Annotated in this window: 21 protein-coding genes and 1 tRNA gene; 13 read left to right on the top strand and 9 right to left on the bottom strand. The window is 47.6% G+C overall.

Going from position 1 to position 25,184, the window contains the following annotated elements:
- Positions 1-4 precede the first annotated feature (4 nt).
- Positions 5-979, bottom strand: a complete 975-nt coding sequence (locus tag ACLVWR_RS11205; RefSeq protein WP_413583496.1) for an AAA family ATPase — start codon at positions 977-979, stop codon at positions 5-7.
- A 204-nt stretch (positions 980-1,183) separates the two neighbouring features.
- On the opposite strand from ACLVWR_RS11205, the gene ACLVWR_RS11200 reads away from it, so the two are divergent.
- The 5 genes from ACLVWR_RS11200 to ACLVWR_RS11180 all read left to right on the top strand — a co-directional run bounded on the left by ACLVWR_RS11200 (position 1,184) and on the right by ACLVWR_RS11180 (position 6,162).
- On the top strand, positions 1,184-1,996 hold the full coding sequence (locus ACLVWR_RS11200; RefSeq protein WP_413580738.1) for a M48 family metalloprotease: 813 nt from the start codon (positions 1,184-1,186) through the stop codon (positions 1,994-1,996).
- Positions 1,997-2,040: 44 nt separating this feature from the next.
- Positions 2,041-2,289 (top strand): DUF1844 domain-containing protein, encoded by a 249-nt coding sequence (locus ACLVWR_RS11195; RefSeq protein WP_413580737.1) that lies wholly within the window; start codon positions 2,041-2,043, stop codon positions 2,287-2,289.
- Between the two features lie 76 nt (positions 2,290-2,365).
- A complete protein-coding gene (locus tag ACLVWR_RS11190) occupies positions 2,366-3,796 on the top strand; it encodes a trypsin-like peptidase domain-containing protein (RefSeq protein WP_413580736.1) in 1,431 nt (476 codons plus the stop codon).
- A gap of 169 nt (positions 3,797-3,965) precedes the next feature.
- Positions 3,966-5,441: a methyl-accepting chemotaxis protein gene (locus ACLVWR_RS11185; RefSeq protein WP_413580735.1), complete on the top strand. Its 1,476-nt coding sequence runs from the start codon at positions 3,966-3,968 to the stop codon at positions 5,439-5,441.
- A gap of 229 nt (positions 5,442-5,670) precedes the next feature.
- Positions 5,671-6,162: a hypothetical protein gene (locus tag ACLVWR_RS11180; protein WP_413580734.1), complete on the top strand. Its 492-nt coding sequence runs from the start codon at positions 5,671-5,673 to the stop codon at positions 6,160-6,162.
- Between the two features lie 74 nt (positions 6,163-6,236).
- On the opposite strand, the gene ACLVWR_RS11175 is transcribed toward ACLVWR_RS11180, so the two are convergent.
- The gene (locus ACLVWR_RS11175) at positions 6,237-6,623 is read right to left on the bottom strand and encodes a hypothetical protein (RefSeq protein ID WP_413580733.1); all 387 of its coding nucleotides are present in this window, start codon (positions 6,621-6,623) and stop codon (positions 6,237-6,239) included.
- A gap of 355 nt (positions 6,624-6,978) precedes the next feature.
- Here ACLVWR_RS11175 and spoVG point away from each other — a divergent pair, with 355 nt between their 5' ends.
- The 3 genes from spoVG (at position 6,979) to ACLVWR_RS11160 (ending at position 8,752) form a co-directional block, all read left to right on the top strand.
- Entirely contained in the window at positions 6,979-7,305 is a 327-nt protein-coding gene (gene spoVG, locus ACLVWR_RS11170; protein ID WP_340599239.1) for a septation regulator SpoVG, read from the top strand.
- 220 nt (positions 7,306-7,525) lie between these two features.
- Positions 7,526-7,601: transfer RNA gene (locus tag ACLVWR_RS11165), tRNA-Gln, on the top strand.
- Positions 7,602-7,762: 161 nt separating this feature from the next.
- Positions 7,763-8,752 (top strand): pirin family protein, encoded by a 990-nt coding sequence (locus ACLVWR_RS11160; RefSeq protein ID WP_413580732.1) that lies wholly within the window; start codon positions 7,763-7,765, stop codon positions 8,750-8,752.
- Positions 8,753-8,758: 6 nt separating this feature from the next.
- On the opposite strand, the gene ACLVWR_RS11155 is transcribed toward ACLVWR_RS11160, so the two are convergent.
- Positions 8,759-9,523, bottom strand: coding sequence for a M12 family metallopeptidase (locus ACLVWR_RS11155; RefSeq protein ID WP_413580731.1), 765 nt, complete (start codon positions 9,521-9,523; stop codon positions 8,759-8,761).
- A 271-nt stretch (positions 9,524-9,794) separates the two neighbouring features.
- Between ACLVWR_RS11155 and ACLVWR_RS11150 the strand changes: the two genes are divergently transcribed.
- From ACLVWR_RS11150 to ACLVWR_RS11140, 3 genes are all read left to right on the top strand, one after another.
- Positions 9,795-10,256, top strand: coding sequence for a hypothetical protein (locus ACLVWR_RS11150; protein ID WP_413580730.1), 462 nt, complete (start codon positions 9,795-9,797; stop codon positions 10,254-10,256).
- A 189-nt stretch (positions 10,257-10,445) separates the two neighbouring features.
- The gene (locus ACLVWR_RS11145) at positions 10,446-11,198 is read left to right on the top strand and encodes a DUF2092 domain-containing protein (RefSeq protein WP_413580729.1); all 753 of its coding nucleotides are present in this window, start codon (positions 10,446-10,448) and stop codon (positions 11,196-11,198) included.
- A gap of 9 nt (positions 11,199-11,207) precedes the next feature.
- On the top strand, positions 11,208-11,738 hold the full coding sequence (locus tag ACLVWR_RS11140; protein ID WP_413580728.1) for a hypothetical protein: 531 nt from the start codon (positions 11,208-11,210) through the stop codon (positions 11,736-11,738).
- 63 nt (positions 11,739-11,801) lie between these two features.
- Here the strand turns inward: ACLVWR_RS11140 and ACLVWR_RS11135 are convergent, their stop codons facing one another.
- Positions 11,802-12,878: a hypothetical protein gene (locus ACLVWR_RS11135; protein WP_413580727.1), complete on the bottom strand. Its 1,077-nt coding sequence runs from the start codon at positions 12,876-12,878 to the stop codon at positions 11,802-11,804.
- Between the two features lie 161 nt (positions 12,879-13,039).
- Here ACLVWR_RS11135 and ACLVWR_RS11130 point away from each other — a divergent pair, with 161 nt between their 5' ends.
- Positions 13,040-14,161, top strand: a complete 1,122-nt coding sequence (locus tag ACLVWR_RS11130; RefSeq protein ID WP_413580726.1) for a BamA/TamA family outer membrane protein — start codon at positions 13,040-13,042, stop codon at positions 14,159-14,161.
- Between the two features lie 10 nt (positions 14,162-14,171).
- Here ACLVWR_RS11130 and ACLVWR_RS11125 read toward each other — a convergent pair whose 3' ends face one another.
- The 3 genes from ACLVWR_RS11125 to ACLVWR_RS11115 all read right to left on the bottom strand — a co-directional run bounded on the left by ACLVWR_RS11125 (position 14,172) and on the right by ACLVWR_RS11115 (position 18,948).
- On the bottom strand, positions 14,172-15,098 hold the full coding sequence (locus ACLVWR_RS11125) for a hypothetical protein (protein ID WP_413580725.1): 927 nt from the start codon (positions 15,096-15,098) through the stop codon (positions 14,172-14,174).
- A gap of 88 nt (positions 15,099-15,186) precedes the next feature.
- A complete protein-coding gene (locus ACLVWR_RS11120) occupies positions 15,187-15,984 on the bottom strand; it encodes a DUF4423 domain-containing protein (protein ID WP_413580724.1) in 798 nt (265 codons plus the stop codon).
- A gap of 135 nt (positions 15,985-16,119) precedes the next feature.
- Positions 16,120-18,948, bottom strand: coding sequence for a hypothetical protein (locus tag ACLVWR_RS11115; RefSeq protein WP_413580723.1), 2,829 nt, complete (start codon positions 18,946-18,948; stop codon positions 16,120-16,122).
- A gap of 385 nt (positions 18,949-19,333) precedes the next feature.
- On the opposite strand from ACLVWR_RS11115, the gene ACLVWR_RS11110 reads away from it, so the two are divergent.
- Positions 19,334-21,754, top strand: a complete 2,421-nt coding sequence (locus ACLVWR_RS11110) for an MHYT domain-containing protein (RefSeq protein ID WP_413580722.1) — start codon at positions 19,334-19,336, stop codon at positions 21,752-21,754.
- On the opposite strand, the gene ACLVWR_RS11105 is transcribed toward ACLVWR_RS11110, so the two are convergent.
- Complete coding sequence (locus ACLVWR_RS11105) at positions 21,738-24,128, bottom strand: LamG-like jellyroll fold domain-containing protein (protein ID WP_413580721.1); 2,391 nt, start codon at positions 24,126-24,128, stop codon at positions 21,738-21,740. The two genes, ACLVWR_RS11110 and ACLVWR_RS11105, sit on opposite strands and share 17 nt — an antisense overlap.
- On the bottom strand, positions 24,128-25,096 hold the full coding sequence (locus tag ACLVWR_RS11100) for a LysM peptidoglycan-binding domain-containing protein (protein WP_413580720.1): 969 nt from the start codon (positions 25,094-25,096) through the stop codon (positions 24,128-24,130). Before ACLVWR_RS11100 ends, ACLVWR_RS11105 begins: the two co-directional genes overlap by 1 nt.
- Positions 25,097-25,184 lie beyond the last annotated feature (88 nt).

The raw sequence follows: 25,184 nt of genomic DNA, 5'->3' as shown, positions 1-25,184 counted from the left end.
CCCACTATGGAACCTCAACCTGGCTTAGGATTTCTTTGATCACGTCATCAGACTTGATGTTCTCGGCTTCAGCCTCGTACGTCAGAATCAGACGATGTCTCATTACGTGGTAAGCAATGGCTTTTACGTCTTCTGCCGTCACATAACCACGACCACGAATAAACGCGTGAGCTTTGGCGGCACGGAACAAGCAGATCGTCGCACGCGGTGAGCCACCCACATTGATCAGGTTCGCGATACGGCTTAAGCCGTACTCTCCAGGATTTCTGGAAGCCATCACGATTTCCACGATGTAGTTTTTGATTTTATTATCAACGTAGATCTGATCCGCACGCGCGGAAGCACGCAAAAGATCTTCGCGGGAGATTACCGGATTCACCGTCGGCTTTTCATTCGTGCCCATGCGGTTTAAGATCTCAAGCTCCTCGCCTTTTTGCGGATACACCACGTTGATCTTGAACATGAAGCGGTCCATTTGCGCTTCTGGAAGAGGATAAGTCCCCTCTTGCTCCAGGGGATTTTGCGTTGCCAGCACCAGGAATGGATTCGCAAGCTTGTAGGACTCTTCGCCGATGGTGACTTGCTTTTCCGCCATGGCTTCAAGCAAAGCAGATTGCACTTTCGCCGGCGCACGATTGATCTCGTCGGCCAACACGATGTTGGTGAATACAGGTCCTTTGCGCGGAGCAAACTCGCCTGATTTAGGATTAAAGATCATCGTACCAATCAAGTCCGTCGGTAAAAGATCGGGAGTGAACTGAATACGCTGGAAATCCAAAGAAATGGATTTACAAACTGTGGAGATCGTCAGAGTCTTTGCAAGACCCGGCACACCTTCCAGCAAAATATGGCCGCCCGTCAAAAGGCCCATCATGATCCCTTCGACCATCTCCTTTTGTCCGACCACAACCTTGTTGATCTCAGTCATCATCTTTTCGATGAATTGACTCTCTTGCTTAATCGCGGCGTTTAACGCCATGATATCAACTTCGCTCACCCGTCCTCCTTGGGAAATATCCCTTCTATTTCACTCTCTTAGCTCCCTTGCGGCAAGCTTAACCGCCTCTCTCCAGACCTAAATTTCTCATAGCGTCGGCGGAGCAAAAACTTGCAATTGTTATGTCACAGTCCTAGCCTTTAGTAAGAAGTTGAATTTCACTCTTAGCGATGGGACAAAAACAGCATGGCAAATACGAACACCAAGGTTTGGATTTTCATCCTATCGACTTCTTTAGCACTGCTGGTATTGGGTTACCAATTTGGTGATCGCCTGGGTTTGATTGTCGGCTTCCTGCTTGCACTTTTGTTAAACTTCATCGTTTTCTTTTACGGTGAAAACCGCGTTCTTTCCAAACTCGGCGCGCAGCGCTTAAAAGGCCAGGATGCCTGGGGCATTTTGGATATGGTCGAACGCATGTCCCGTCAGCTGGGCATGCCAACTCCGGCGGTATTTATGACTCCCCACAGTTCTGCAAACGCATTCTGTGTCGGACATTCGTGGAGAAACGGCTCCTTGGGTTTTACCCTGGGACTTTTGCAAAAACTAAGTGCGAAGGAATTGGAAGCTGTGGTCGCCCATCAACTTTGTCACATTCGCCGCCTAGATACTTTTGCATTTAGCGTCAGCTCCACTTTGGCAAACTCCGTGGTGGGTTTGGGGCAGTTTCTGGATTCCTTCCTGCCCTATAAATTGCAATTTTTCATGCCCCTGCTTTCCCCGTTTGGCTGGTTGATAATTAAAGTGGTGGTCGGTGAAAAGTCTTTTTATGAAAATGACTTGATGGCCTCTGAATTATTAAATAATCGCCATCCTTTGGGCGAGGTTTTGTGGCGTCTGGAAGGTTTGGCACAAACACAGCCCCTGGAAATCCCGGCCTGCACCAGTCACTTGTTTATTGTGAATCCCGAGGGCTTTAGACAAAGAAATTTATTTTTGAAATCCCATCCGCCTATTGAAACCCGCCTACAAAAGCTGATGGGATATTATCCAATCTAACTTGACACTTTTTAAATCGAACTCACTTTCAAAGAGGGTTTTTTATGCAAGATAAAATGGAAGCTTCACTCTCAGTACTAATCATGTCGCTGGCCTCTTCGGCAGTGATGGCTATGGGCTTGGCACCGGATCCATCGACGGGCCAAACAGCAAAAGATAAAAACATGGCGCGCTTCAATATTGATTTACTGGTGGTCCTGCAGCAAAAAACCAAAGGGAATCTCACGGCTGACGAGGCGCAGTTTTTAGATAACCTAATTAATGATCTACAATTAAAATTTGTTTCCGTTTAAGAAAATTTCACTCCAGCCCCGGCTGGAGTTTTTCGTTATATTTGATACTCTTGTATTTGTAAGGAGAAGTGTTTTTATGAAGAAGTTCTTATTCCTTCTGTTAGCGGCCTCCATGGCGGCTCCCGTTCAAGCGCAAACCACCAGCTTACCGAAAGACCCACCAAAACTAAACCTGGGCGCCACATTGCCGGCGAATCTTTTTGTGGAGCTAAGCAAAGCGATCAACCCGGCAGTCGTTAATATTTCGACCTCAGCCATTCCTAAAAACATGCCCCGCGGACGTGATCCGATGCTGGATATGTTGGAACAGCTCTATGGCATGAAAATGCAACAACCCCCGCAACAACAGCAACGCCCGCAGATGATGGGCCTGGGCACTGGTTTCATCATTCGCGAAGACGGCTTGATCGTAACCAACAATCACGTGATCGCGGGTGCTGACCAAATCAAAGTTCAACTTAGCGAAGACTCCAAAGATCTTTACGAAGCCACTGTCGTGGGCCGCGATGAGCGCACCGACATTGCCTTGATCAAAATTAAGCCAAAAACCAAACTGACAGTGGCAGTTCTGGGATCTTCCAAAGAACTTGAAGTTGGTGAATGGGTGGCCGCATTCGGAAATCCATTTGGTCATGGCCACTCGATGTCCAAAGGTATTGTGTCTTCCAAAGGCCGCGGCATTGCCGAGATCAATAAAATTCCACTTATTCAAACTGATGCTTCCATCAATCCAGGAAACTCTGGCGGTCCATTGGTGAACACCAAAGGCATGGTGGTTGGTGTTAACTCTGCCATCGATGCGCGCGCTCAGGGCATCGGCTTCGCAATTCCGATTGATGAAGTGAAAGCATTGATCCCGCAACTTGAATCCAAAGGCCGCATCGCTCGCGGTTATATCGGCGCCCTTCTGGGTGATCTGGATCCTGAGGCCGCTGATTACCTGGGCATGGGCGAACAAACTGGTGCGGTGATCACGCAGCTTGATCCACGCGGCCCTGGGGCTCGTGCGGGTCTTCGTGTCTATGATATTGTGACTTCCGTGAATGAAAAGCCGGTGGACAGCTCTTTGAGTCTGGTCGATGCGGTGAGTGATGCTCCGATTGGCAAAACTGCTTCATTCAAAATTATTCGCGACAGAAAGCCTATGACTGTTGCCGTTCTGGTTTCTGAACGCCCAGAGGATGGTGCACCTCAAAAAGTGGAAAGCAAAAAATACGAGGGCCACAAAGCTCCGTTCAATTTGGGTTTCACGATTGTGGATCCAACAGCACAAATCCGCAACGAATGGGGTTTGGCTGAAGGCATGAAACAGCCAATCGTCATTGAAACTGCTCGCAACTCTGCCGCCAGCAAGGCAGGTCTTTCCGTTGGCGATGTGATTTTGGATGTGAATAAACAATCGGTTTCAAACTCCAAAGATGCGTTGAAGCTTCTTAAAAAAGGCACCAACACTTTGCGCGTGGCTCGCAACAATCGCATCATGATCATAAATATCGATACGCCTTAATCCCCGCCTTAAGCCTCCCAGAGCCCTTTGCACTGCGAAGGGCTTTAGGATAAATCCCGAATAATTCTCGTTCCCCGAACACAAAATCCCTATCCTGCCATTAAAACATTAAGTCGCCCACTCCTCCACCGATAACCATTGAGCCCCCCCGTCCTGAGGAGTTCTTGTTATGCGTGGCATGAGTTTAAAATCAAAGTTACTGTTTCTTACGCTTGCATTGTGCGGAGTCAGCGTCGCCATCGGTGTGACCAGCTATCTCTCACTCACCTCTGTCAGCCGCGATTACGGTTGGATTGCAACCAAGTCCATGCCCAAGATGGATCGCCTGGATCAGATGAATCTGAACTTCAGAAAAATTCGTATCAACCTCAGAAGCTTGGGACTACCAAACTTGCCACAGGATCAAGTCGAGCAAAGTATTGCCGGCGTCCTTGCCGCCATCACTGACTACGAAAAGCAGGATGAGTTGTACAAACAGTTGGACTTCGTCCCCGGCCAAGAGGAAGTTTACAGTCACCTGGAAAAAGCCTGGGGCGAATTTAAGAACACCGGCGTTGAGGTTCTAAAACTGCAAAAGTCCAACAGCGCTGAAGACCAAGCCAAGATGCTGGATATTTTCTTCTACGAATGTCCCAAACGAGCACAAGCTTATGCGGAAGCCGTTGCTGATCTTTCAGAGTTCCATCGTAAAACTGCAGAAACAAATGTCAAAATCGCTGAGACCACTCGTGATCAGGCCATTATGATTATCATCATGGTGATGATCACTGGAAGCGTCTTTGGTTGCGTGCTGGGCTATCTGGTCGCAAACTCCCTTTCCAAATCACTGAATCGTATCAGCGACAACATCTTCGGCGCAGCCTCAGAAACGGCCAGCGGCGGATCACACCTAGCGGCAGCCAGTTCACACCTGTCAACGAGTGCCACAGAAGCTGCTGCATCATTAGAAGAAACTGTCGCTTCAATCGAAGAGCTGTCCAGCATGGTTAAGATGAACACCTCGCACGCACTCGAGGCCAACACCCTTTCACGCACTTCTCACGAATCAGCTGAAAAAGGCACGCAGGAAATCCAGCGCCTGCTCTCGGCCATGACCGACATCGCCCAAGGATCCAAAAAGATCGAAGAGATTATCAGCGTGATCGACGACATTGCTTTTCAAACGAATTTGTTGGCTCTGAATGCTTCTGTCGAGGCAGCCCGCGCCGGCGAACAAGGCAAAGGCTTTGCTGTCGTTGCTGATGCCGTCAGAACTTTGGCACACAAGAGCGCGGAATCTGCAAAAGGCATCAATTCACTGATCAAAGATAACGTCGCAAAAAGCGAACACGGCGCCGCGATTGCCAATAACAGCGAAGTCGTATTTAAGGAAATTCTGACATCAGTTAAAAAGGTCGCGACCTTGAACGAAGAAATCGCAGCCGGCAGCACTCAGCAGGCCAAAGGCATCGAGCAGATTTCAAGAACGATGAATCACCTGGATCAATCCACTCAAGGCAATGCGGCTTCATCAGAACAAGTTGCTGCCTCTTCGGAGCAAATGTCGACCCAGGCACAGGCGCTGAATGGAATTGTGACCGAGCTGCAGTCGCTGGTTCACGGTAACAAGAAAGTGTCGGCAGCGACGAACTCAAAAGCCGCTTAAAATCCCAAAAAAACAAATTCAAAATCAGAACCCGGGACCTCCCGGGTTTTTCTATTTTGACACCTCTGCCCGTTCAAACTATCCGTATTCTGCTGAAAAGTATTAAATTTTTATACCTTAAATCAGTTAATTGAGGAAATAGACCAATAAGGCGATACCTATTTGTGTCGAACACAACATGAGAAAACAAAACAAAGAACTTAAGGGTCCGAAAACCAGGAGAACGAAAATGAAAAAACTCAGTAAACTGATTCTAACGATCGCAATGACATTAACAGCGTCTTTGGCAAAGGCGGATGTCTCCGAGTACCTTCCGAACGATCGATCTTTTCGTCCTGTCCATGGTCCTGATGGCGAATGGCATTTCGGCCAAAAAGAGATTCCCGGCAAACAAGTATTGGCAATGAAATTCCCTATTTCTTTAGGTAGTGGTTGGCAAAGACAGTCCCTGACCTTTTATGGAACTAACGTAAATATCGTCGGCATGGACTTCAACGACAGTCATACTGATTGCGGGGCATTGTGGTTCGCCGTCAATAGGGAAATGGAAGCGGGCCTTGGTGAGTCCGTGGTAACGCAAGGTTGCTACAACTTTGAAAAGAGGTTTGAAATAACTATTTATTACACCGCAATTGATGACAGCCTCCCAGCATCTCCCCGCTGCTTTCCCCAAGCAATTCCCTTCGATTATGACCTGAAAAATTTCCCTGCAGGTCTTTAACCGGAGTCCATTCAAACAAAAAAAATCCCCGGCTCATCACCGGGGATTTTTCATTTTCAACTTGTCAGAAAAAACTAATTGGAAGAGCAGCTGTAAGTCGCTTGAGAACCGTCAAAGTACTTCCAAGTAAGCTCACCACGCTGAGAGAAGGCCGACTTCTCAAGGAATAACTTAATCCCGATAGGGCCACCTTTAGGTACGCCATTTTCAAGCAAACGAACATGACCGAACTGGATAGCTTTCCCGTCCTCAGCAATATTGTTTGCGATCACTTCGCGCTGATCGTTTTCGATATAGAATTTCGCACGAACGGTGTGGGTCGCTTCAGACACATACAAAGTTACCAGATTTGGCAGGAAGGGATCATTTGTGTGAGTTTGCATACAGCTAATGTACTCCCCCGAAGCCAGAGCTTGAGAAGCTGCAAACACGATAAACAAAGAAGCGACAAGGGACTTCATAAATTACCTCAGACAGAGAGTTGTATTTTTAACGATGCGGACTCTTCCCACGGAACCCTTCGTCTGTCACGTTACCGCAAGTTATCTGAATTCTTTGCCGGTTGCCCGAACCGACTCGCCCATTTGTCCCCACCCGATTTCCCCCTGATTCGGGGGTCCCGACGAAGATGCTTAACGATCGCCTTTTTGTAAGTGGGAAAGCGTTTCAAGCTGAGACAAAATCGAACAAAGACCCGAAATTTTAGAACTTTCCCCGACCTAGGTCTTCAGTTTTTACAACAGCGTCCGAAATAGAGATAGGACCATAGTATGGCTCCATTGGTAGCAACAAGATCAGCACCTAGAAAGGGACTCTATGAAAGTCACCGAAGTGAAAGTTTTCCCGGTCAATGAGGATCGCTTGAAGGCCTACGTCTCCATCACACTTGATGGTTGTTTCGTGGTCCGCGACCTGAAGGTCATCCAAGGCACCAGCGGCCTGTTCGTCGCGATGCCCTCCAAAAAAAGAAAAGACGGCCAATTCCGCGATATCGCGCATCCCCTAAACCAGGAGACGCGCCAGATGATCGAGGACATGGTCTTTGAAGCTTACGAAAACGAATTAAAGTCCATGGGAGAAACCCTCGTGAACCTGAAACGCCAGAAGGCGCCAGGCAGCGACTACGGCAGCGACGAGTACTAACCGCGCTCACAGGAGTTTGAAGAACCCTGCTCACACGCCAAGTTTCGGAACCATTTGTGGAGGCTCTGAAACCGGAGGCGGCTTCAAAACCCAAGGACAGTTTTGCCCGCTCTTGCAGCAATCCCTGCATTGGCGGGCTTTTTCTATCTATTCGCAATGCGTCATAGATTGCATTCCATACGCAAAATCCGTAGTTTAGCGGTTCAACCGTTCATCTTGTTGGGGTATCGACAAGTTGGTAAGTCAACAGATTTTGATTCTGTCATTCGCAGGTTCGAGTCCTGCTACCCCATCCATTTAAAACCACCGCAAGGTGGTTTTTTAGTTTTAAAACCCTTAAAAATCGAAAATTAAATACGGACTCTTTAAGGCTCGGATGGCCTGACGAGCAGCAGGCACATATACACCAAGTTGCCTAAACCCCAGAGTCGTCTATCATAATAACCAGGAGCTTCTTATGATTAAAAAGATCGTCCCCGTTGATCTTCACTTACCAGGCGCTGATCCGTTTCTTTTCTGCGCACATCACTTGGATCACTTTCCTCAAGGAAATGCTGGCATGGGCTTGGATCTGCCGCACTTGGAAGGCCGGGACATTGGCCATGATTTTCAATCCAAAGATGGCTTTCGCATGTATCATGGCTCCGATGTTCCTGGCTTTCCGGTCCATCCTCATCGCGGCTTTGAAACGATTACTATCGCCCGCCAGGGCTTTATCGACCACGCAGATTCCTTAGGGGCGGCAGGGCGTTTTGGTGAAGGTGATGTGCAATGGATGACTGCCGGTAAAGGTGTCCAACACTCCGAGATGTTTCCTTTGCTGAACGAGCAAAAGGGCAACACGATGGAGATCTTTCAGATTTGGTTGAACTTGCCTAAGAAAAATAAAATGGTCGATCCAGAATTCAAAATGCTGTGGTCCCAGAAAATTCCTAAATACCAAGGCGACAACACTGAAGTCACAGTCATTCACGGTAAATATAAAAGCACAGAGTACTTTGCCTCCACCGAAGCATCGTGGGCAAAAGATCCCAAGCACGAGGTGAACATTTTCCTGGTGAATCTAAAAAAAGGCGCAACCTTTGAAATGCCAAAGGCCGCAACCAACACCAATCGCATTATTTACCTTTACCAGGGCGGCAAGGCTCGGATTCAGGGCCAAAGCATTGCAGCCAACCACGCAGCCTACCTTGATGGCTCCACGGCGCTTCAAGTGACTGCAGAGGCTGATTTGGATTTACTATATCTGGAAGGGCAACCCATTAACGAACCGGTCGTGCAACATGGTCCGTTCGTGATGAATACCAAGCAAGAGATCATAGATGCCATCAATGACTACAATGAAACCCAATTCGGTGGTTGGAGCTGGGATCGCAGCGATGCCGTTCACGATAAGTTATCGGGAAGGTTTGCTAAATATCCTGATGGGAAAATCGAAAAACCGTAGCATCCCCTACTTCACCCCATAAAGCTGGCGAAGCCCCTCAATATCCAAGGGCGAAAGACCAACTCGCTGACCGCTTACGTACTTACCTTCTTTAGTAATAAACACCGCGCACTCCTGATGACAGTCCTTACCGTTGTTATTCGCAGCGGTAAGTTTCTCCCAGCCATCAACACGGCAAGAGCGATCTGGCAGACGCGCCAGCGGCATCTCCCATTTTGAGTCCTCCAGGTAATTGCAAATGCTCGTCGCAAACGAGCTATAATGCATAATTGAATCTGGGTCATACTCAGTCAGAGCAACAGCATTTGCGTTAGAGCTTTGATCTTCGATGTACCCTTGGATACGATCCAAAATCAAATCCATAGTACGATGAGGATTCACCTGCTCGTGCATGAATCCCAACGCATGCAAAATCTCGTGGACAATCGTCCCCGTCGTACAGTCGTCAGAGATTCTAATCATGTTGTTCTGTTCATATTCCCAACCGTATCCCGAAGAACAAACTGATTTATTAGCTTTGTAAGTAAAAGAGCTAAACTCGCGCCCCCAGGCAGGTAACTGCTGATCATTGATCTCAGTCAAAGTTACAATATGGACGGCGTTGATTTGAGCGACGGCAGCGTGAATACGCTCACGCAGTTCCGCAGGAAATTCGGGTTCGATGTAGTAGCCCATCTCGGCACGTGGCCAAGGCTTAATATTGCTTGCTGTGGTAGCTGCACCGGCCATTGAGGCCACCGCAAGAAAGACGAACACTGCGATAAGTTTCATTCGAAAACCCCGATCTAAAAATTCAGATGGATCATCGCACAAAACAATACGTACACTTAGGAATTGATTGGACCCTGATTAAATTACAGAGGCCTCCAATCAAGGCTGCTGTTCACGATAAGTTATCAGGGGGCTTAGCTAAATACCCAGACAGACCTTGCGGCAAATTTGCCGCACTTTGCGACTTCAAAATTAGGGTTTTTATAAGAGCCAGTGCTACAACTGCCTTCGTTGAGACAAACAAATTTAAACGTTTAAAAATGGAGTTCTTATGAAAATAGCAAAGGCAGTTCTTTTCACAGCAGTTATGGCAATGGGCATTTCATCCTTCGCCCAAGGAGACTATGCGGAGCCAGCAGTAGGCAGCCGTCCAGTCATCAATTGTACATTCACGGAGCCATTCTTTGATATCACCATCAAAGGCAATCAGGTATACCGCGGTGACAGTTCACAAATTTTCGCCAAGGGTGACATCGTAACTTATAAAGACCCAGTTACTTCCGAGGATGGCGTTTACGTAAAAAACACAACAGTTCTGGATGTATCTGTGAGCTACCGCTATATCACAGTGAAATTTGACTTGGGTGCTCCACTTGGAGCTCGCATTCTTCATATCGATAGAGCGACCCAAGGATCTGATGGTATGTCAGATGAAGTCTACCCAATGGAGGGCACGTCCTTCTCATTGGAAAGCATGCAACGCACAGAAGTCTCTGGCTGCAAATTCCACTAGTTTTACATACTCATGTTGATGTAAAAAACCACGGGCTCTAATCCGTGGTTTTTTATTTTGCAAGATAGAACGTCTAATGCCAGCTCACACTGGATCACTCCCTTTCGTAAGAAAACATAAACTCTCTGCTCAATCTTAAATTCGGAATGCCCTAGGATTAAGCGGAGAGTCTTACGACAGGAGACCCCCATGTATTTAAAAAAATCATTCCTAGCCGCATGTCTATTCATCTCCAGCGCCACTCACGCCGCCGAAGCCACAAAGAGTAAAGATGATTCCTTTGTAAATCCCATAGTCATCGAAAAGATGAAGGACATGGGAAGCTACTTAAGATCTCTCTCCAAGTATCAAATAGATTCCCAACTCAGTCGCGATCACGTCATGGAAAACGGGCAGAAAATCAAAATACTTGGAGAAAGCCGCTTGATTGTGGATGGGAAAGACAAGCTCTATGGAAAGCTTGCGACGGATGACAAGTTCCGTGAGTTTTTTTATGATGGCAAAGTAGCGACTATCTACTCCCCCTCATTAAACTACTACACATCAATCGAGGAAAAAGGCGGTGTTTCCGAAACCCTGCGCAATTGGCAGGAAAAATACGATGTCGACGTACCAATGGATGATCTTTTTGGCTTTGGCCTGGATCAGGATGTCATTAACAGCTTAGAAGTTGCGGCCTTCGTGGGACCCTCCAAAGTTAATGGAAAAGTTTGTGACCATCTGGCGTTCCGGGGGCCGAAATTAGACTGGCAGCTGTGGGTATCCACTGACAAAAATCCCCTGCCATGCAAGTTAGTTATTACCACCACTGACGACAGCAGCCACCCCGAATACGAAGCCACGTACACTTGGAATCTGAATCCCAAAATAAAGAGCGCTGATTTTGCCTTTAAAAAGAAAAAAGACGATGTTTCCATTCCCTTCAACAAGAAAAATCCCTAGGAAGGCGCCATGAAAAAAGCAAAGCAAACATATGCACTCATTTTGGTCCTGGGCTTTTCATTTTGCGCTGAAGCCCGCCAACTTCAATCCCGCGGAGCTGCCAAAACCCATGTGAATCGCGGTGGCGGGGGTATCGGTCATGGTGGAGGGGGCGGTGGAGGTCACCGTCAATCAGCCAAGCCTCGCTCAGGTGGCCACGAAGCCCGCCCCAACAAGGCCAACATCAATAGCGGCAATAAGAATGTAAACATCAATAACAACCGCGATGTGAACGTAAATGTCGACGCCCACGGCGGGGGCTATTATGGGGGTTATTATCACGACGACTATCATCCCGTCGCCACAGCCGTTGCTGTGACCGCGGCAACAACAATGACCGCTTATGCCATCGGCTCGATGTTGCAACCAAGCCAGCTCCCCTCTTCAGGCTGTGTCACCGTCAACAAAAACGGCATCGCATATATGCAATGCGGGACCACGTGGCTGCAACCGCAATATCAAGGTACAAACGTCACTTATATAGTGGTGGCTGCGCCTTGATATCAATAAAACTGCCTTAAGACGGTTTTTATCAAAGGCGCGATAGGCCCTTGCTTTTCTCTATCACTCCGAATGTTTCTTCGGATCGTACTTTTCGTACGTGGGCTCTTTCCATTTATTTCTCAACAAATCCGAGAAGGTCTTATGCCATTTACCGACGTACTGACCGGATGCCCACTCTTGCAAGACGATTTTCCCCAAATTGGTGTTTTTTTTGAATCTTGCGACAAGTTTGCCATCCTTTACAGTGAAAATTTCAAAACCCGCCTTGCTGACGCCGATCACAGTTTGTCCATCCGGGGAAACAAAGGCATCTTCTTTGTCTTTTAGTTGGGATTTGATTCCCTCCGGCAATATTGGCCCCACCTCTGGAGTATCGACTCTTCTTTTGGACGAAAAATCGGTTCCATAGCCACATAATCGATGCGTCGGCAAATAGCCTTTAAATTCCCATGTGAACTTACTGCGCGTCACACTCCAACCAATGCGTTCGTACTCAGCATTAGCAAGACATTCCTTATCATCCCCATCGCCCGACTTGATAGATTTCGCTTCTCTAAGAAATTCATTTCCGCTGATTGAATCAAAATATCCTGACTTATCCGCTACAATGGACCGAACTTTATATTCGAAACCTTGATCCGGATGAGCACCGCCGTCATAGTATACGGATTCAGCATACAGCACTGACTTACTTGTGACCAAGTTAATCCAAGTAGACATCTCATAGCTGCCTGGCGAATCGCAATCTAGACACTCCTCCCCCTCGGCTGCGGCTTTCTTCTTTCTTTTGTTTTCTGCTTTCTCTTGAAGTCTTTCTGCTTCCGCGCAGGAAAGTAGTGACACCACAGGCTGCTCATCCTTGGGTACAACATATAGGTACTGACTTGTGCCGATCCTCAAATCAAGATTACAGCCTGCCTTTATACCAACCCGGTAGAATCCATTACCAGATGGAACCAACAGGTCATTCAACGGCCCCACCACGAATGCCTTACCGTCCCGCATGCCCAACCAATAGGTTTCATAAGCATATCCGCTATCACCCCGATACTTACCAAAACCTAAAAGAACACCGGCATCATGAGCCGCAGAAACATTTGAAACCAACAAAAGCAAAATACATACGAAGTAGTTCATTCATAAATAGTAAGGCATTTGAAAATAAAATATAACTTATTGTTTAGGCTCCAAAAGTAAGACCGAACAGAATGACTATTGCCACTATCCAACAATACTTTTTGCGGTTTCCCCTGCGTTTAATTCCAATATGTTCTGGTGTTGAAGCAGGGGAGAAATTCATGAAAGTCATAGTGGCGCTTTTGCTTCTTACATTTTTTTCGACAGCTCAGGCACAATCGATATTTATTGATCCCCAGGATGGTTTTCTAGATGGCAGCGAATGGCTGTTAAAGCACAGAGGCTTTTTGCCGGTACCGATTATTATTACCGAGCCCGCCGTTGGCTATGGCTTCGGGGTCGCACTGGTTTTTATGAAGGAAACTGAAGATTCCCGGGCGAGTACCACTCAAAAATTCATCGCCCCAACCGTCTACGGGGTTCTAGGTGCGGCCACTGAAAACGGCACCCAATTAGGGGGTGGCTTTTTCATGCACAATTGGGATCATGATCATTGGCGATATTTGGGAACCGCGATGGCAGCTTCGATCAATTTGGATTTTTATGGCAACTCTGGATTCCAAAGCCAGCGGCAATTTGATTTGGGATATAATTTGAAGGGATGGCTGACGTTTCATGACCTGCGCCGGCGCCTTGAAGACAGCAACGTCTTCTTAGGAATTCGCTATATATACTCTGATTTGAACGTTAAGTTTGAGAACATGCCACCACCCCTTGCCAACTTGGACCCCGAGCAAGAAAATCGAAATGGAGGTGCATCGGTTCTGATCAGTTATGACAGCCGCAACAACACCCTCTCGCCAGACAATGGCTTTCTTGCGGAGTATCGCTACAATGTCTACAGCGAAAACCTGGGTGGCGATCTGGATTATCACACGCAAGATTTGGATTTACAGGGATACTTTCGCTTCAATCCCCAGTGGGGCTTGGCGACTCGTTGGCTGAATAACTGGATTGATGACGACGGACCCTTTTATGCCAAGCCTTTTATTAACCTGCGTGGTATCCCCAAAATGCGCTATCAAGGCGATGTCGCAACTTCCTTGGAAGGAGAGGCCCGCTACAGTCCCCACCCTCGCTGGCAGATTCTGGGCTTCGGTGGTGTTGGCAAGGCTGGTGACGAGTTTAATGATTTATCTTCGGCTGAGACCGCCACTTCCTATGGCCTGGGCTTTCGCTACCTGATCGCCAGACTGCTTGGATTTCAAATGGGATTGGATGTCGCTCGCGGACCGGAAGACACAGTTTTTTATATTCAGGCTGGCGGCCCTTGGAATTTTTAAAGGCTTCCAATCATTTGCAATCAACAACTGCCAGGCCATAGAGGGCATTTTTGAATACTCCGAATACGCCTTCGGAATTCTGGACTGTTAAAAAGTCACATCTGGTATTTCCACAGCTTTTGCTGGTGAATTCCAATTCCATGTCGTTGGCCTTATCTTCAACTTTTACCGAAATCGGCGCACCCGAAACCCGCTTCGCCAGAGCTCTGAATTCTTCCACTTTATTCTTGGACAATGCCAGGATTCTGGAGCTGGACTTTGACGTTGAGGCAACAACCAGATTGTTTCCAATTTGTTGAATATGCAATACCGACTGAACACATTGGCCAGTACTCGCAAGGTAGGAATTGTTCGCCGTAAAAGAATAACCTTTGGCAACGTAAGAGTCATAGTTTTGCAGGAATGCGCCTGAGATCTGGTATTCACGATCGTCGATTCTTGCAAGTCCCAGGTACTCGTGCAGAAGAATTGCCATCGCCCGGCTTTGAACTTCCAGCAAATCAAAACCGCAAAGTCTGTTGGTGATAAATATCTCATTGGTATTCGGATAGTTAATCGCATCCTTAAGCTGCCCATCCAAACTCAGGCTGTCTGCGATATAGAATTTGGCCTCTGAAATCTTGAACAAAAGAGTATCCTTTTGATTTTTAGTCAAAAGGTTCGGCATATCCGCAAGAAGACTTACTAGCTTCTCCGTGTTTTGATGAATTGACAGCGCACAGGAGTTTCCTCCCCCGCCGGACCGAGGCCCCTCAACCGGAGGCTTCATTTTAAGGTCCTTCTTACTTAAAGAGTTATCAAGGATCATCGCTGCCTTAGGACCCGCCTCAGAGGCTGTGATCTTTGGCTTTAGCGCTGGTTCTTCCGCCAATGCATTAAAGGCAAAAAGCGTCACACAGGTGATTAAAATTTTTGCGCCACAATGTCTGAAGTCCATTATAAAGTCCTTTGCATTACTTTAAGCTCTCCAGCATAAAGCAAAGCAAGGGACGTGCCGGAACCGTGTCTCAATTTGAGATATTCGTTTACACGCGGAAAAGATCGATATTCAGGCAAAAGGCGTCTTCAGGCTCCGAGGGATCTGCCACTTTATTGAAGTCGTTGATGAATAACGCAATTTTCTTCTTTAACTTCTCAAAATCCTCTTCGGAAAATGACTGAACGGCACTGTAATGAGTGGCCTCCTGGTCATTTTTTTGAATGTTGTCGATGGCGCGGGCCCGCCAGTTCGTATGATGACCACCGATCAACACACTTTTATCATCCAAATGTATATTTGAAGAATTCCAGCGGTACTTATCTCCACTTTTTTTGACAAGTTCCATCTTTTCCAGGTAGTTCACAATCATGGCGATGCTTTCCTGATTCAAATTTAGCCTTTTCCCCAGACTTGCCACACTTTGAAACTGAGGCACAGAAGCAAGGGTGTGCACGGCAATGGACATCCAGGTTGCATAGTAGAGACCCATGTTGGAATCCCCCTCGGTCACGATCAACGAGTCCTTTTGCTGATTCTTCAGCCTGAAGGCCTCGCGACTCATATCCTTGGCCTTACCCTCAAGGCGGCGCCGAAGTGCGGGAGCAACCGCCTTTTCCTTTTCGATCAATAGATAAAAGTAATCCTGCTCTTGGTCAGACAGGTTCATGTATCCCGCAATCCCAAAGGCCTGATCCAGGCTTAGCTGCCCCTTGCCCCTAAGGCAGCCTGACAAGTATGACTTTTGCGTGTTCGCCGCATCCGCCAGACGAGTAAGGGCCCCGCGTTCAGAATCACAATACGCCTTCAAGAATGTCTTATAGGATTTGTATTCAAATATATTCATCAGAGCCCAAGCCCTTCCATGATCGGAGTTTGGACTATTGTACACCAAATATGAACATTTAGTACATTAATTAAGAACTAAAAAAGCCGCTGGAAACCAGCGGCTTTTCTTTTGGTATCAATTATCCAGGTAAAACTACTTGCCGCCCAATACCAGATTCCCCGTCGAGAAGCCAAAGAATGGCTCAACACGGGTTTCGTCATCCAACATTCTTTGGACAACCCGTACACCCAGCACTGCTGGCACAATACGGAATAGTTTCGTTTCAAAATGGAATTCAGCACCGTAACTGTTCAACGGAGTCGTGTAAACTTGAGAGGTGGTCTCCGTGGAATCAAAGAACAGGTTCGCATAAATACGGTTTACGTAAATCCAGTTTGGCACGTTCCAATCAGGATACGCGACTGGAAAGACATAGTTCGCGGAAAGCTTTTTATACTCTGCCACGTCCTTATAGCTGTAACCACGCGAGAACGCGTAACCCAACGCGGCTCCTGCAGGCAGGAAGCGATAAGCTGTGTCTGAGTCATTCTGATTTTGATGATTGTAAGTGAACTGCAAGCCATCGTTTGTGAACAAGCCCGGAGTTTGCACCACTGCTCTGTCAAACGTTCTGTAGCCTGAGTACTGGGAATCAGACGGCTGTTCAGCGTTGTCATAGCTGATACCGTAGCTTACCAACCATGGAGCAATCACAGATCTTGGTTTCAGATCCTGAGCCCAGGCAAGGTTCAATTGACCACCGGTTTTATGGAAGTAATTGCTTCCAGCGACTTCAGCTTCATTGAACTCGTATTTGTCGGCATCTGTGTATTCTGCAGTTCCAGACAATACTGCACTGAAAGTGTGGATACCTTTGCGCTTCAGGTATGGAAGCAGCATTTGCAGGCTTGCGTTTTTCTCGCTCCAGCTGGTTTCATCCAGAGAGTCTATGTTCGTGACATTTCTGCCGCGATTTTCAAGATTCAAAAGGAAAATCGGATAGTACTTCTTAATCGCAAAGCCCAAGCCCGCGTAGTTCTGACCCTCTTGTGCTTCCTTTCCGACAGTTGCACCCAAGCTTAGAGTTCTTAGGTAGTTGTCAGAAGTGATCCCCAGGTTGAAACCTTGATCATATTGCAAACCCCAGGAGTTTGGAATCAACAAGCGCTTGTCAAAATCCCCGTATTCTTCCGGTTGATACTTATCTGCATTTTTGGTGTGCATTTGCTCTTGGTCAGCAAAGGCCTGAACGGCAAACTTATTATAATTGTCTGACGGAGAATCCCCCAGGTACTTATAATCAATCAACTGAGCTGTATCGAACGGCTTACAAACCGCCAAAGACTCTTTCTTGATCACAGACCCATAGGTATCCATGTCGCTATAATACAGGTTTTCACCGTCTGAAGATGGTGTGTAAGCGCCAAGCTTGGATTCAGTACAACGACTAGCCCCAGCCTGATTCATTTGGAAAATGTCTGTGGAGCCCTTGTATTGAGCTTCAAAAAATACATTCCCCTTTTTATCCGTATACAAAGCGTTCAGGATATTGCGGGATGCAGGGATCAAAACCTTGCTGATCTTGTGAGTTTTCAAATCCAGAGTAACAAGTGATTTTGTTCCGACTTTGGAATTCAAAATCAAGGCTGCCGTGCCATCATCCAGATAAGCAGCCTCGGCAACCTTGCCCTCGGGAAGAGTGAAGCTTTGCAGTCTGTTTCCACTCAAATCAAACTCAACAATATTCCAAGTTTGATCACGATTGAATTCGATCGCGATGATTTTGGATTCCGTCGCATTGAACTTGGGGTTGTAGATGCGGTGACCGTTGGCAACCGTCGTCTTACCACCTGATTTCAAGTCCAGAACAATAAGATCCGTAGAGCCTCTGTGCCCGTAACGTGCATCCGGAATAAACTCAGCATAAACCGCTTTCGTATTTCCGATAAAAATGGAAGACACTTCTTTGCTGAAGGATAGTTTCGCCACCGACTCGGCACTGCCACCTTGCGATTCCTTCACCACTTCAGAGTGCGTGTCCAGCGTCTGTCTTACGAAGTAAACGCCATCAGCGGCTTTAACCGGATTGATTTGATCACGGTACTCCACATGCGCTTGCTCCGTCGGAGCATCCTTCGCCCATTTCTTTTTCAAGTCCGCCATAGTCTCTTCATAGAAAGACGCAAAGTCCTGCCCCGTAACTCTTTCAAATGAAGAATACAAACGGAATGGTTGTGGAAAATTTGCAACATCATAGACGACCTTCTGCCAGACATCGTCGCCATACTTTTGCGTTGCATAGGAAATCAACGCATAACCATAGACGTACTGGTTCGGCAATTCCGTGGTGTAAGTACCATTCAGGAATTGATCGTATGTCGGCAGGTCGTTGCTCAATACCAGCGCTTTCAAACGCGCCAAAAAGCGCGGCGAGCGACCACGACCGGAATCGGTATAGCGGGTTTCAGTCCATACGGCATCACCCTCGAAATACCACGATGGCAATGACAGGAAGACTGCGAGCTGTTCCCCCATATCACCCATGATGTAGTAAAGTCCGCGCACAGTTCTTTGGTTGAAATAATCAAATTGATTTACGTGACGGTATTCATGAATGGACAAAGCTTGAAACCACTCCGCCCCACCGATATACGGGAAATAAAGACTGGATGCGAACCACTCACTGCGACGCGGCCCCAAGGTCACAAAACCATTGGCCTGAGAAGCCTCCGCACGAATGATCAAGGAAAACTGTTTGGGCTTTTGAATGCCGTAAGTTTTCCCTACCACGTGAGAATAATGCTCGACCAAATTGGCCACATAAATGGATTCTGCCCCGAAAATATCAGGATAGATAACCTGAACCGCTTCGTTGGAAATCGAACGCCACTTCAAGGTCGGCGAATCCTGTTGCAAATCGATATTCTGCGCCTGGGCCTTCAACCCCAAACACAAAAGTGCTAAAAACACTGACTTCTTCATTCTTGAGTCCCCTTCTACTATCACGAAAAATTTAGAAGAGTTTTCCTAAGAACTCAGCCAGTTTGTCAGGCTAGCACAAAGCGCCATTTACAAAAGAGATAATGTGACCCGAACCCTCCCTCAAAATTGCCCGTTTTTGAGTCACTTCCCTCCTCGTCTCAAGACCGGCCGTTCAACCTGTTCAGTTTTGCACTGCGCAGATGTTAAGACATCTTCATGCGTCCGTCATAGCTACCTCAAAGCAGTTCAATACCATTGTAAAGGTCGCGTGCTATGGATTTGTTTACGCAGACCTTTTATTACATGAATCAAATGTTATCTTGTTTGATTACGCGAGTTCATTTGGTTAATTTAATGAAGACAACACAGTATCGAGGAGTTCATTTTGTGCGGCGGTTATAAGTTCGGAGAAGTCATGACCCACGCCTACAATCAGGAGCTCGTCGCCCTATCCCTTCTGATTGCGACGTTAGGGGCCTTTGTCGCCTTGAATGTTGTTCTTCGAATTAAGGAATCCCTAGAAAAAAACAACCCCCTTTGGCTGCTGGGTGGAGCCATTGCTATGGGATTGGGCATTTGGAGTATGCACTTTATCGGCATGCTGGCCATGGAAATGCCCGGCGTCACCATCGGCTACGATTTAGGTCTTTCCATTCTATCCGTCGTCGTCGCAATCGGCGCGTCCCTGGTGGCTTTCTATATCGTCAACCGCGTCAGGGTCTCAATACTGAGCCTGATTCTAGGTGGTCTTTCAATGGCGGTCGCGATTTCGGGGATGCATTACATCGGCATGGCGTCGATGGAGATGCCTGCACGAATTATCTGGCGCATGGACCTGGTCGCACTGTCGGTATTGATTGCGGCGATGGCGTCGTTTGCCGCCTTGGGTGTATCGCTATTGTTCCGAACCACAAAAAGAATCAATCTGCTGCATGTGTTTTCAAGCCTGCTGATGGGAATTGCCGTTTCCGGCATGCATTACACGGGTATGGCAGCGGCTGAGTTCGTTTATGAAGACAAGCTCACCCCTCTGCACAAAGGCGTGGTCCTTGGAACACAATCGGTTGCGAATGTGGTTATTGCCGCGACATTCATGATTTTACTGGTGGCTTTGATCGCCTCCGGATTTGCGCGAGTCCTGATCCGCAGAGCAAAAGAAGCCCGTGAAGCCATCACCAGCCGTGACATTTTACTTAAAGAAGCGCAACAGATTGCCCAGCTGGGAAGTTGGGAACGAAGTATCGATGGATCCAAGATCAGCATGTCCGAAGAGATGTACAATATTTATGGGCTCGAAAAAAACACGCCGGTAAACTCGCACTCCTTCAATGAACACTTTGCTCCCGAAGACCTGGAAAATATTCGCCAGGCCATACACAACGCTGTTGAAAGCAAAACATCTTTCAATTTCGATCATGCAATCAGACTTCCAAATGGCGTCTCTAAATTTGTGCAAACTCGTGGCCAGGTTGTGCTGGATGAGCAAGGTAAAGTCCTGAAAATTGTCGGCACCACTCAGGACATCACAGATCGTAAAGAAATTGAGAAAAGACTTTTGGAAACACAGGCGGAGCTTGAGACTCGCGTGCAACAACGCACTGCTGATCTGGAGCAAGCTCTGATTCGGGAAAAAAGAGCCAAAGAACAAGCCGAAGATGCCACCAAGGCCAAAATGAATTTCCTGGCCAATATGAGCCACGAAATTCGCACACCGATGAATGCGATTCTGGGTTTTGCAGATCTATTGGGAGCAGAAAAACTGAATGCCGAACAGGAAATCCTTCTGGCCCGCATTCAAAACAACAGTACTCTTTTACTGCGCATCATTGACGACATTTTGGATTTATCCAAGTTTGAAGCCGGCAAAATGCCGATTGAAAAGTCCCTGATGCCCTATTACAGCCTGGTCGAGGATGTGACAAAATCCCTTTCCCTGCTTGCGCAAAAAAAGGGAATCACCATTGAAGTTGAAAAAACGGGAGAACTCCCTGCATACATCTATTCGGATCCCGTGCGCGTGCGCCAAATACTGGTAAATCTGATTGGCAATGCCGTGAAGTTTTCAGAAAAAGGCCCCATTCAGATCCGTGTGAAATCGGAACGAATGAACGGCAAAGTCCGCCTCCTCACTGAAGTGCAGGATTTCGGGATCGGTATTTCTGAGGACGGACAAAAGCAGATTTTTCAGGCTTTCGGCCAAGCGGACTCTTCGATCATCAGAAAATTCGGCGGAACCGGACTGGGACTTGTCTTGTCACGCCACTTTGCCCGCGCCCTGGGGGGAAATTTGTCTTTACTTGAAAGCACCGTGGGAGTTGGCAGCACCTTCCTTTTCACTCTGACCACCGAGGCCGAAGAGAACCTGAACTCTGCGAATATCCCAACAACTAAAAAACCAAAACCAACAGTGACCTTGGCGGATTTTGCCGGTCAGACAGTTCGCGTGCTTCTGGCCGAGGATACACCAGACAATCAAATCCTGATTCGTGCCTACTTGAATTCTGATAATTTCAACGTCACCTTTGCCAACAATGGTTTTGAAGCGGTTCGCTTGGCAACAGCTCAGGAATTCGATCTTATTTTGATGGATATTCAAATGCCGGGGTTGGATGGACTGCAAGCCACCACCAAGCTGCGTGAGCAGGGATATAAGAAACCGATCATCGCTCTTACGGCTCATGCCCTGCGTGAGGAAGTGGAAAAATCCCTGGAAGCCGGCTGCAATGCCCACCTGACAAAACCAATCAATAAATCAGATTTGTTGCGCGCGATTAAAGATGCCGTGGAAATTACGGAATCCCCGTAACCACTGCATTCGACAGGGACATCGGGTCTGTGCCAAAAATTCCCGAGGTAAAATAAGCGCGGATCTTTAAAGCCCCCGTGCCGACGTCACGATGAAAACTTTTGATGTTGGCATTCACTTCGGAAACCGTGTTTGCGGTTAAACTTCCTGAGGCGGCAACCCAGGCGCTGCCATCATGATAATATGGATTGCCATTGCGAAGTAACTGATACTTCACTCCCCCAGTGCCCGAGCTGCTGGTAGCAAAACTATGGAGGTAGCTGTAGTTGATCTCGGAACTGGTTACCGATGGACTTAAGATACTGTACACAACTGGCGTCACCGACACCGAACTGATTTTGGGAGTCAACGAAACTGAATCTGTTTCCAGAGTCGCTTTATATTGAAAGTCTTTTTCGGCGGTAAATCCCGGTATCGTTAAATTGGTGATGTTCGACAATGTGGTGTTGTTAAACTCCGAATAAAAGCTGGTCGACAAACCATCCGGTCCGACAAAAGGTTCTGTGGTGCAACTGCTGGTGCAGGCCCGCACTTGGAACTTGGATCGCATGGCGCCCCGCTGGTAGCGATCCAGGATCTCGGTTGACCCCAGAGTGCGGGAATAGAATGCGACTTCGTCAATCAGGCCTCGGTAGTAATTAGTGTTACTTTTCATCGCCCCGATATAAAAGGAGGCTTGCGTGGGATCCGGAGTTGCGATCGCACTTTGTGACGTCGTCTGACTCCAGACACTGACGCCATTCACATATAACGTCAGCACCTTCGTGGCCCCCTTGAAAGTCACGGTGATGTGCTGCCAAACATTTTCAAGAACGACATAGGTTGAAGTATAGCGATTGGTCGAAGAGTTAATGTCGATATTCAGGTACTTGCTGGTATAGGCAAAGATCGCAAATGCGTAGTTCGTACCACCTGAACCCACGCGGTACGATGCCAGTGGCGCGGGATTTCCATTGATCGCACCGACTGCCGGTTTAATCCACGCTTCAAAAGTCATATCAGCCATTCCCGAGAGTTCTGTGTGCGACGGAACTTCAATGTATCCACCGTTTAAGTTTGCCGAGTTCCCAAGCTTTCCACTGCTACTGACCGATACCGCTCCGGTAATCTTGGCCGTATGCCCGCGACCGGAACTGTCCGTGACATCGTAAGTAGCCCCTCCGGCCCAACTGTTTTCATCAAGATGCAGAAGCAATAAGTTACTGCTCATATCGACATTGCCCGAGCCATAGCCGGTCTCAATACCACGATTGTTGGGCAGCTTTTTGCCAGCGGGAATCAATGACGTAAACGAAAGCCCCGTCCACGCCATGTTCGCTGCGGAAGTAAAGTGTCGCGAGGTCAAACTTCCTGAGCCACTGCTCATTCCGGTGGCGTTTAAGTGTAATCCATTGGGACTGGTCCATGTCGTATTCGTGGTGCTTGCAGCAGCACCAAATCCGAAAGAGGCGTCATTGCTGTTATCGACACTCAGATCCCGAAGTCTTAACAGCGACGCCGTGTATTCAAGGCTTGTATCAGACAGCGTATAGCCTGCTGAATTTGCGGAATTAAAATTCCACGTTTGATTTAGGCTTAAAGCCTGCACCGTCACCGTCGCTGTGAGTGAACTTAGTCCCACCGGGTTGCTGATACTGATGACTTTGCTTCCAGCAGTGGTGCCTGTGACAGAACCTGTGGTTACCCCACTGGCATTGGTCACTGCGGATGGCTGAGTGATGGCTGCTCCGGTTGAACCCGTCGCAAGAGTGACACTTTGCCCGCTGATAGTGTTTCCATGGGCGTCCTTTAGGGTCACGGTCACGACAGAGGCATCAACGCCGTCAGGAAGAATATTCGCTACTGAAGCGGAAATTAACGAAGTCGATGCAGAGACCGTGTCCGGTGAAATCGCGAATGTCGATGACGTATCTGACGTGTAGCCAGAGCTTGAGGCTGTGAGCACGTAGCCACTGCCCGCTTTTTTAATTCGCAGATTGGTGAACACCGCTTGCCCCGAGGCATTGGTAGTTGCGGTGGTCGTTCCTTCCAAAACCGCACCGGATGGCCCCGCACTGAGGGCTGCGGTAATTACGACTCCGGAAGTAGCGATATCATTTCCGCCAGAGTCCTTCATCTGAACAGTCATGGACAAATTATTATCTGCAACTGCGTCGGTCGGATCCGTAACCACGGCAACTGCCACCGCCACAGGCGTTGGCGATGGTGTCGGAGAAGGCGTAGGAGTAGGTGCTGGCGGAGTGGGCGCGGGTGTCGCCGGCGACTCGTAACCCGGGGAAAATGCAGAATCTGCTTTCGATGAATCTCCCAAGGGGTTGCTGCATCCGGTAACTGCAAAAGCTAGAATAAGAAATGTACCGAATTTATATTTCATCAGAATGCATACCCCAATGAAAATCCGAAAAGCACTTCAGTCATCTTTTGCTCAACTATTTCAGAATCCTGGGACTCATAGGAAACCCCCACGTGTTGCTGCAAAAGAAGACCGTTCTTTTGTGTCCGCAGATGAAGATCAAACTCGGACTGTGTTCCTTCCTGAATTTTTTGAACTCCCGACCCTTGAGACATAAGATAGTTGAAACGGCCTGACACCCCCAATGTATGGTTTCGCCAATTGGTAATATCATAGCCAAATCCCAAACCAATAAACGGTATACTTGAAAGGTCCCACTGATAAAGGCTCGCGGATTCTCGGCGCACAAATATCTGCTGACGAATGCCACCTGAAACTTGTGCGTGAAAACCGCTGTCCCAGATTTTTTCAAGCGAAACTTCACCGCGCTTGGTGTCTGGAGCATCGTTCAATGTGATCGTCGCGTCCGGTGAAAGGTATTTGTTTTTTTGTATGGAGAATTCAGTCTTCCATAGAATCTGTGGAACGATCTCCATAACCAGGGACAGACGATATCGATTCATCAAATCAGACACGTAACTTGCTTTGGCACCACTTAACACATCACGAGCTTCGATTTTGGAATATACAAAATCAATCCCCAAAGCAAAAGCGACATCCCGATCAATGACTTCAGGTTGCGATTCGGGCTGTGACGGCTCTACTGATTTCTCTTCAGCCGCCACCATGCGAGTCATCTTAACTGATTCTGGCAATGTGATTCGAGTGCCCGGCGCAATGCTGTGTGGGTTTTGTATATGAGGATTTAAAGAAAGAATCTGTGCAAGGAAGCCATGTTTACCGTAAATCCGCTCACTGTCGTTTTTGTATCTTTGCGCAACGGCGCTGAGGGTGTCGCCGCTGGAAACTTCAATAGCTACCGCCCAGGCCTTCTCACCTGCTGTTAAGAAACAAACAAAGAACGTAATCCAAACTGTTTCCAACCTCATGTTTAGAATTTCTCATATTTTGTCCTGTCACATAACATACTGATTTTATTTTGATTTATATTCTGGACGATAATCGCTGGACGAAGAT

The organism is Bdellovibrio sp. HCB288 (assembly GCF_047305935.1).
GTDB lineage: Bacteria > Bdellovibrionota > Bdellovibrionia > Bdellovibrionales > Bdellovibrionaceae > Bdellovibrio.
Note: the sequence above shows the minus strand (reverse complement) of the source record. Positions and strands in the feature narration are given on the sequence as shown.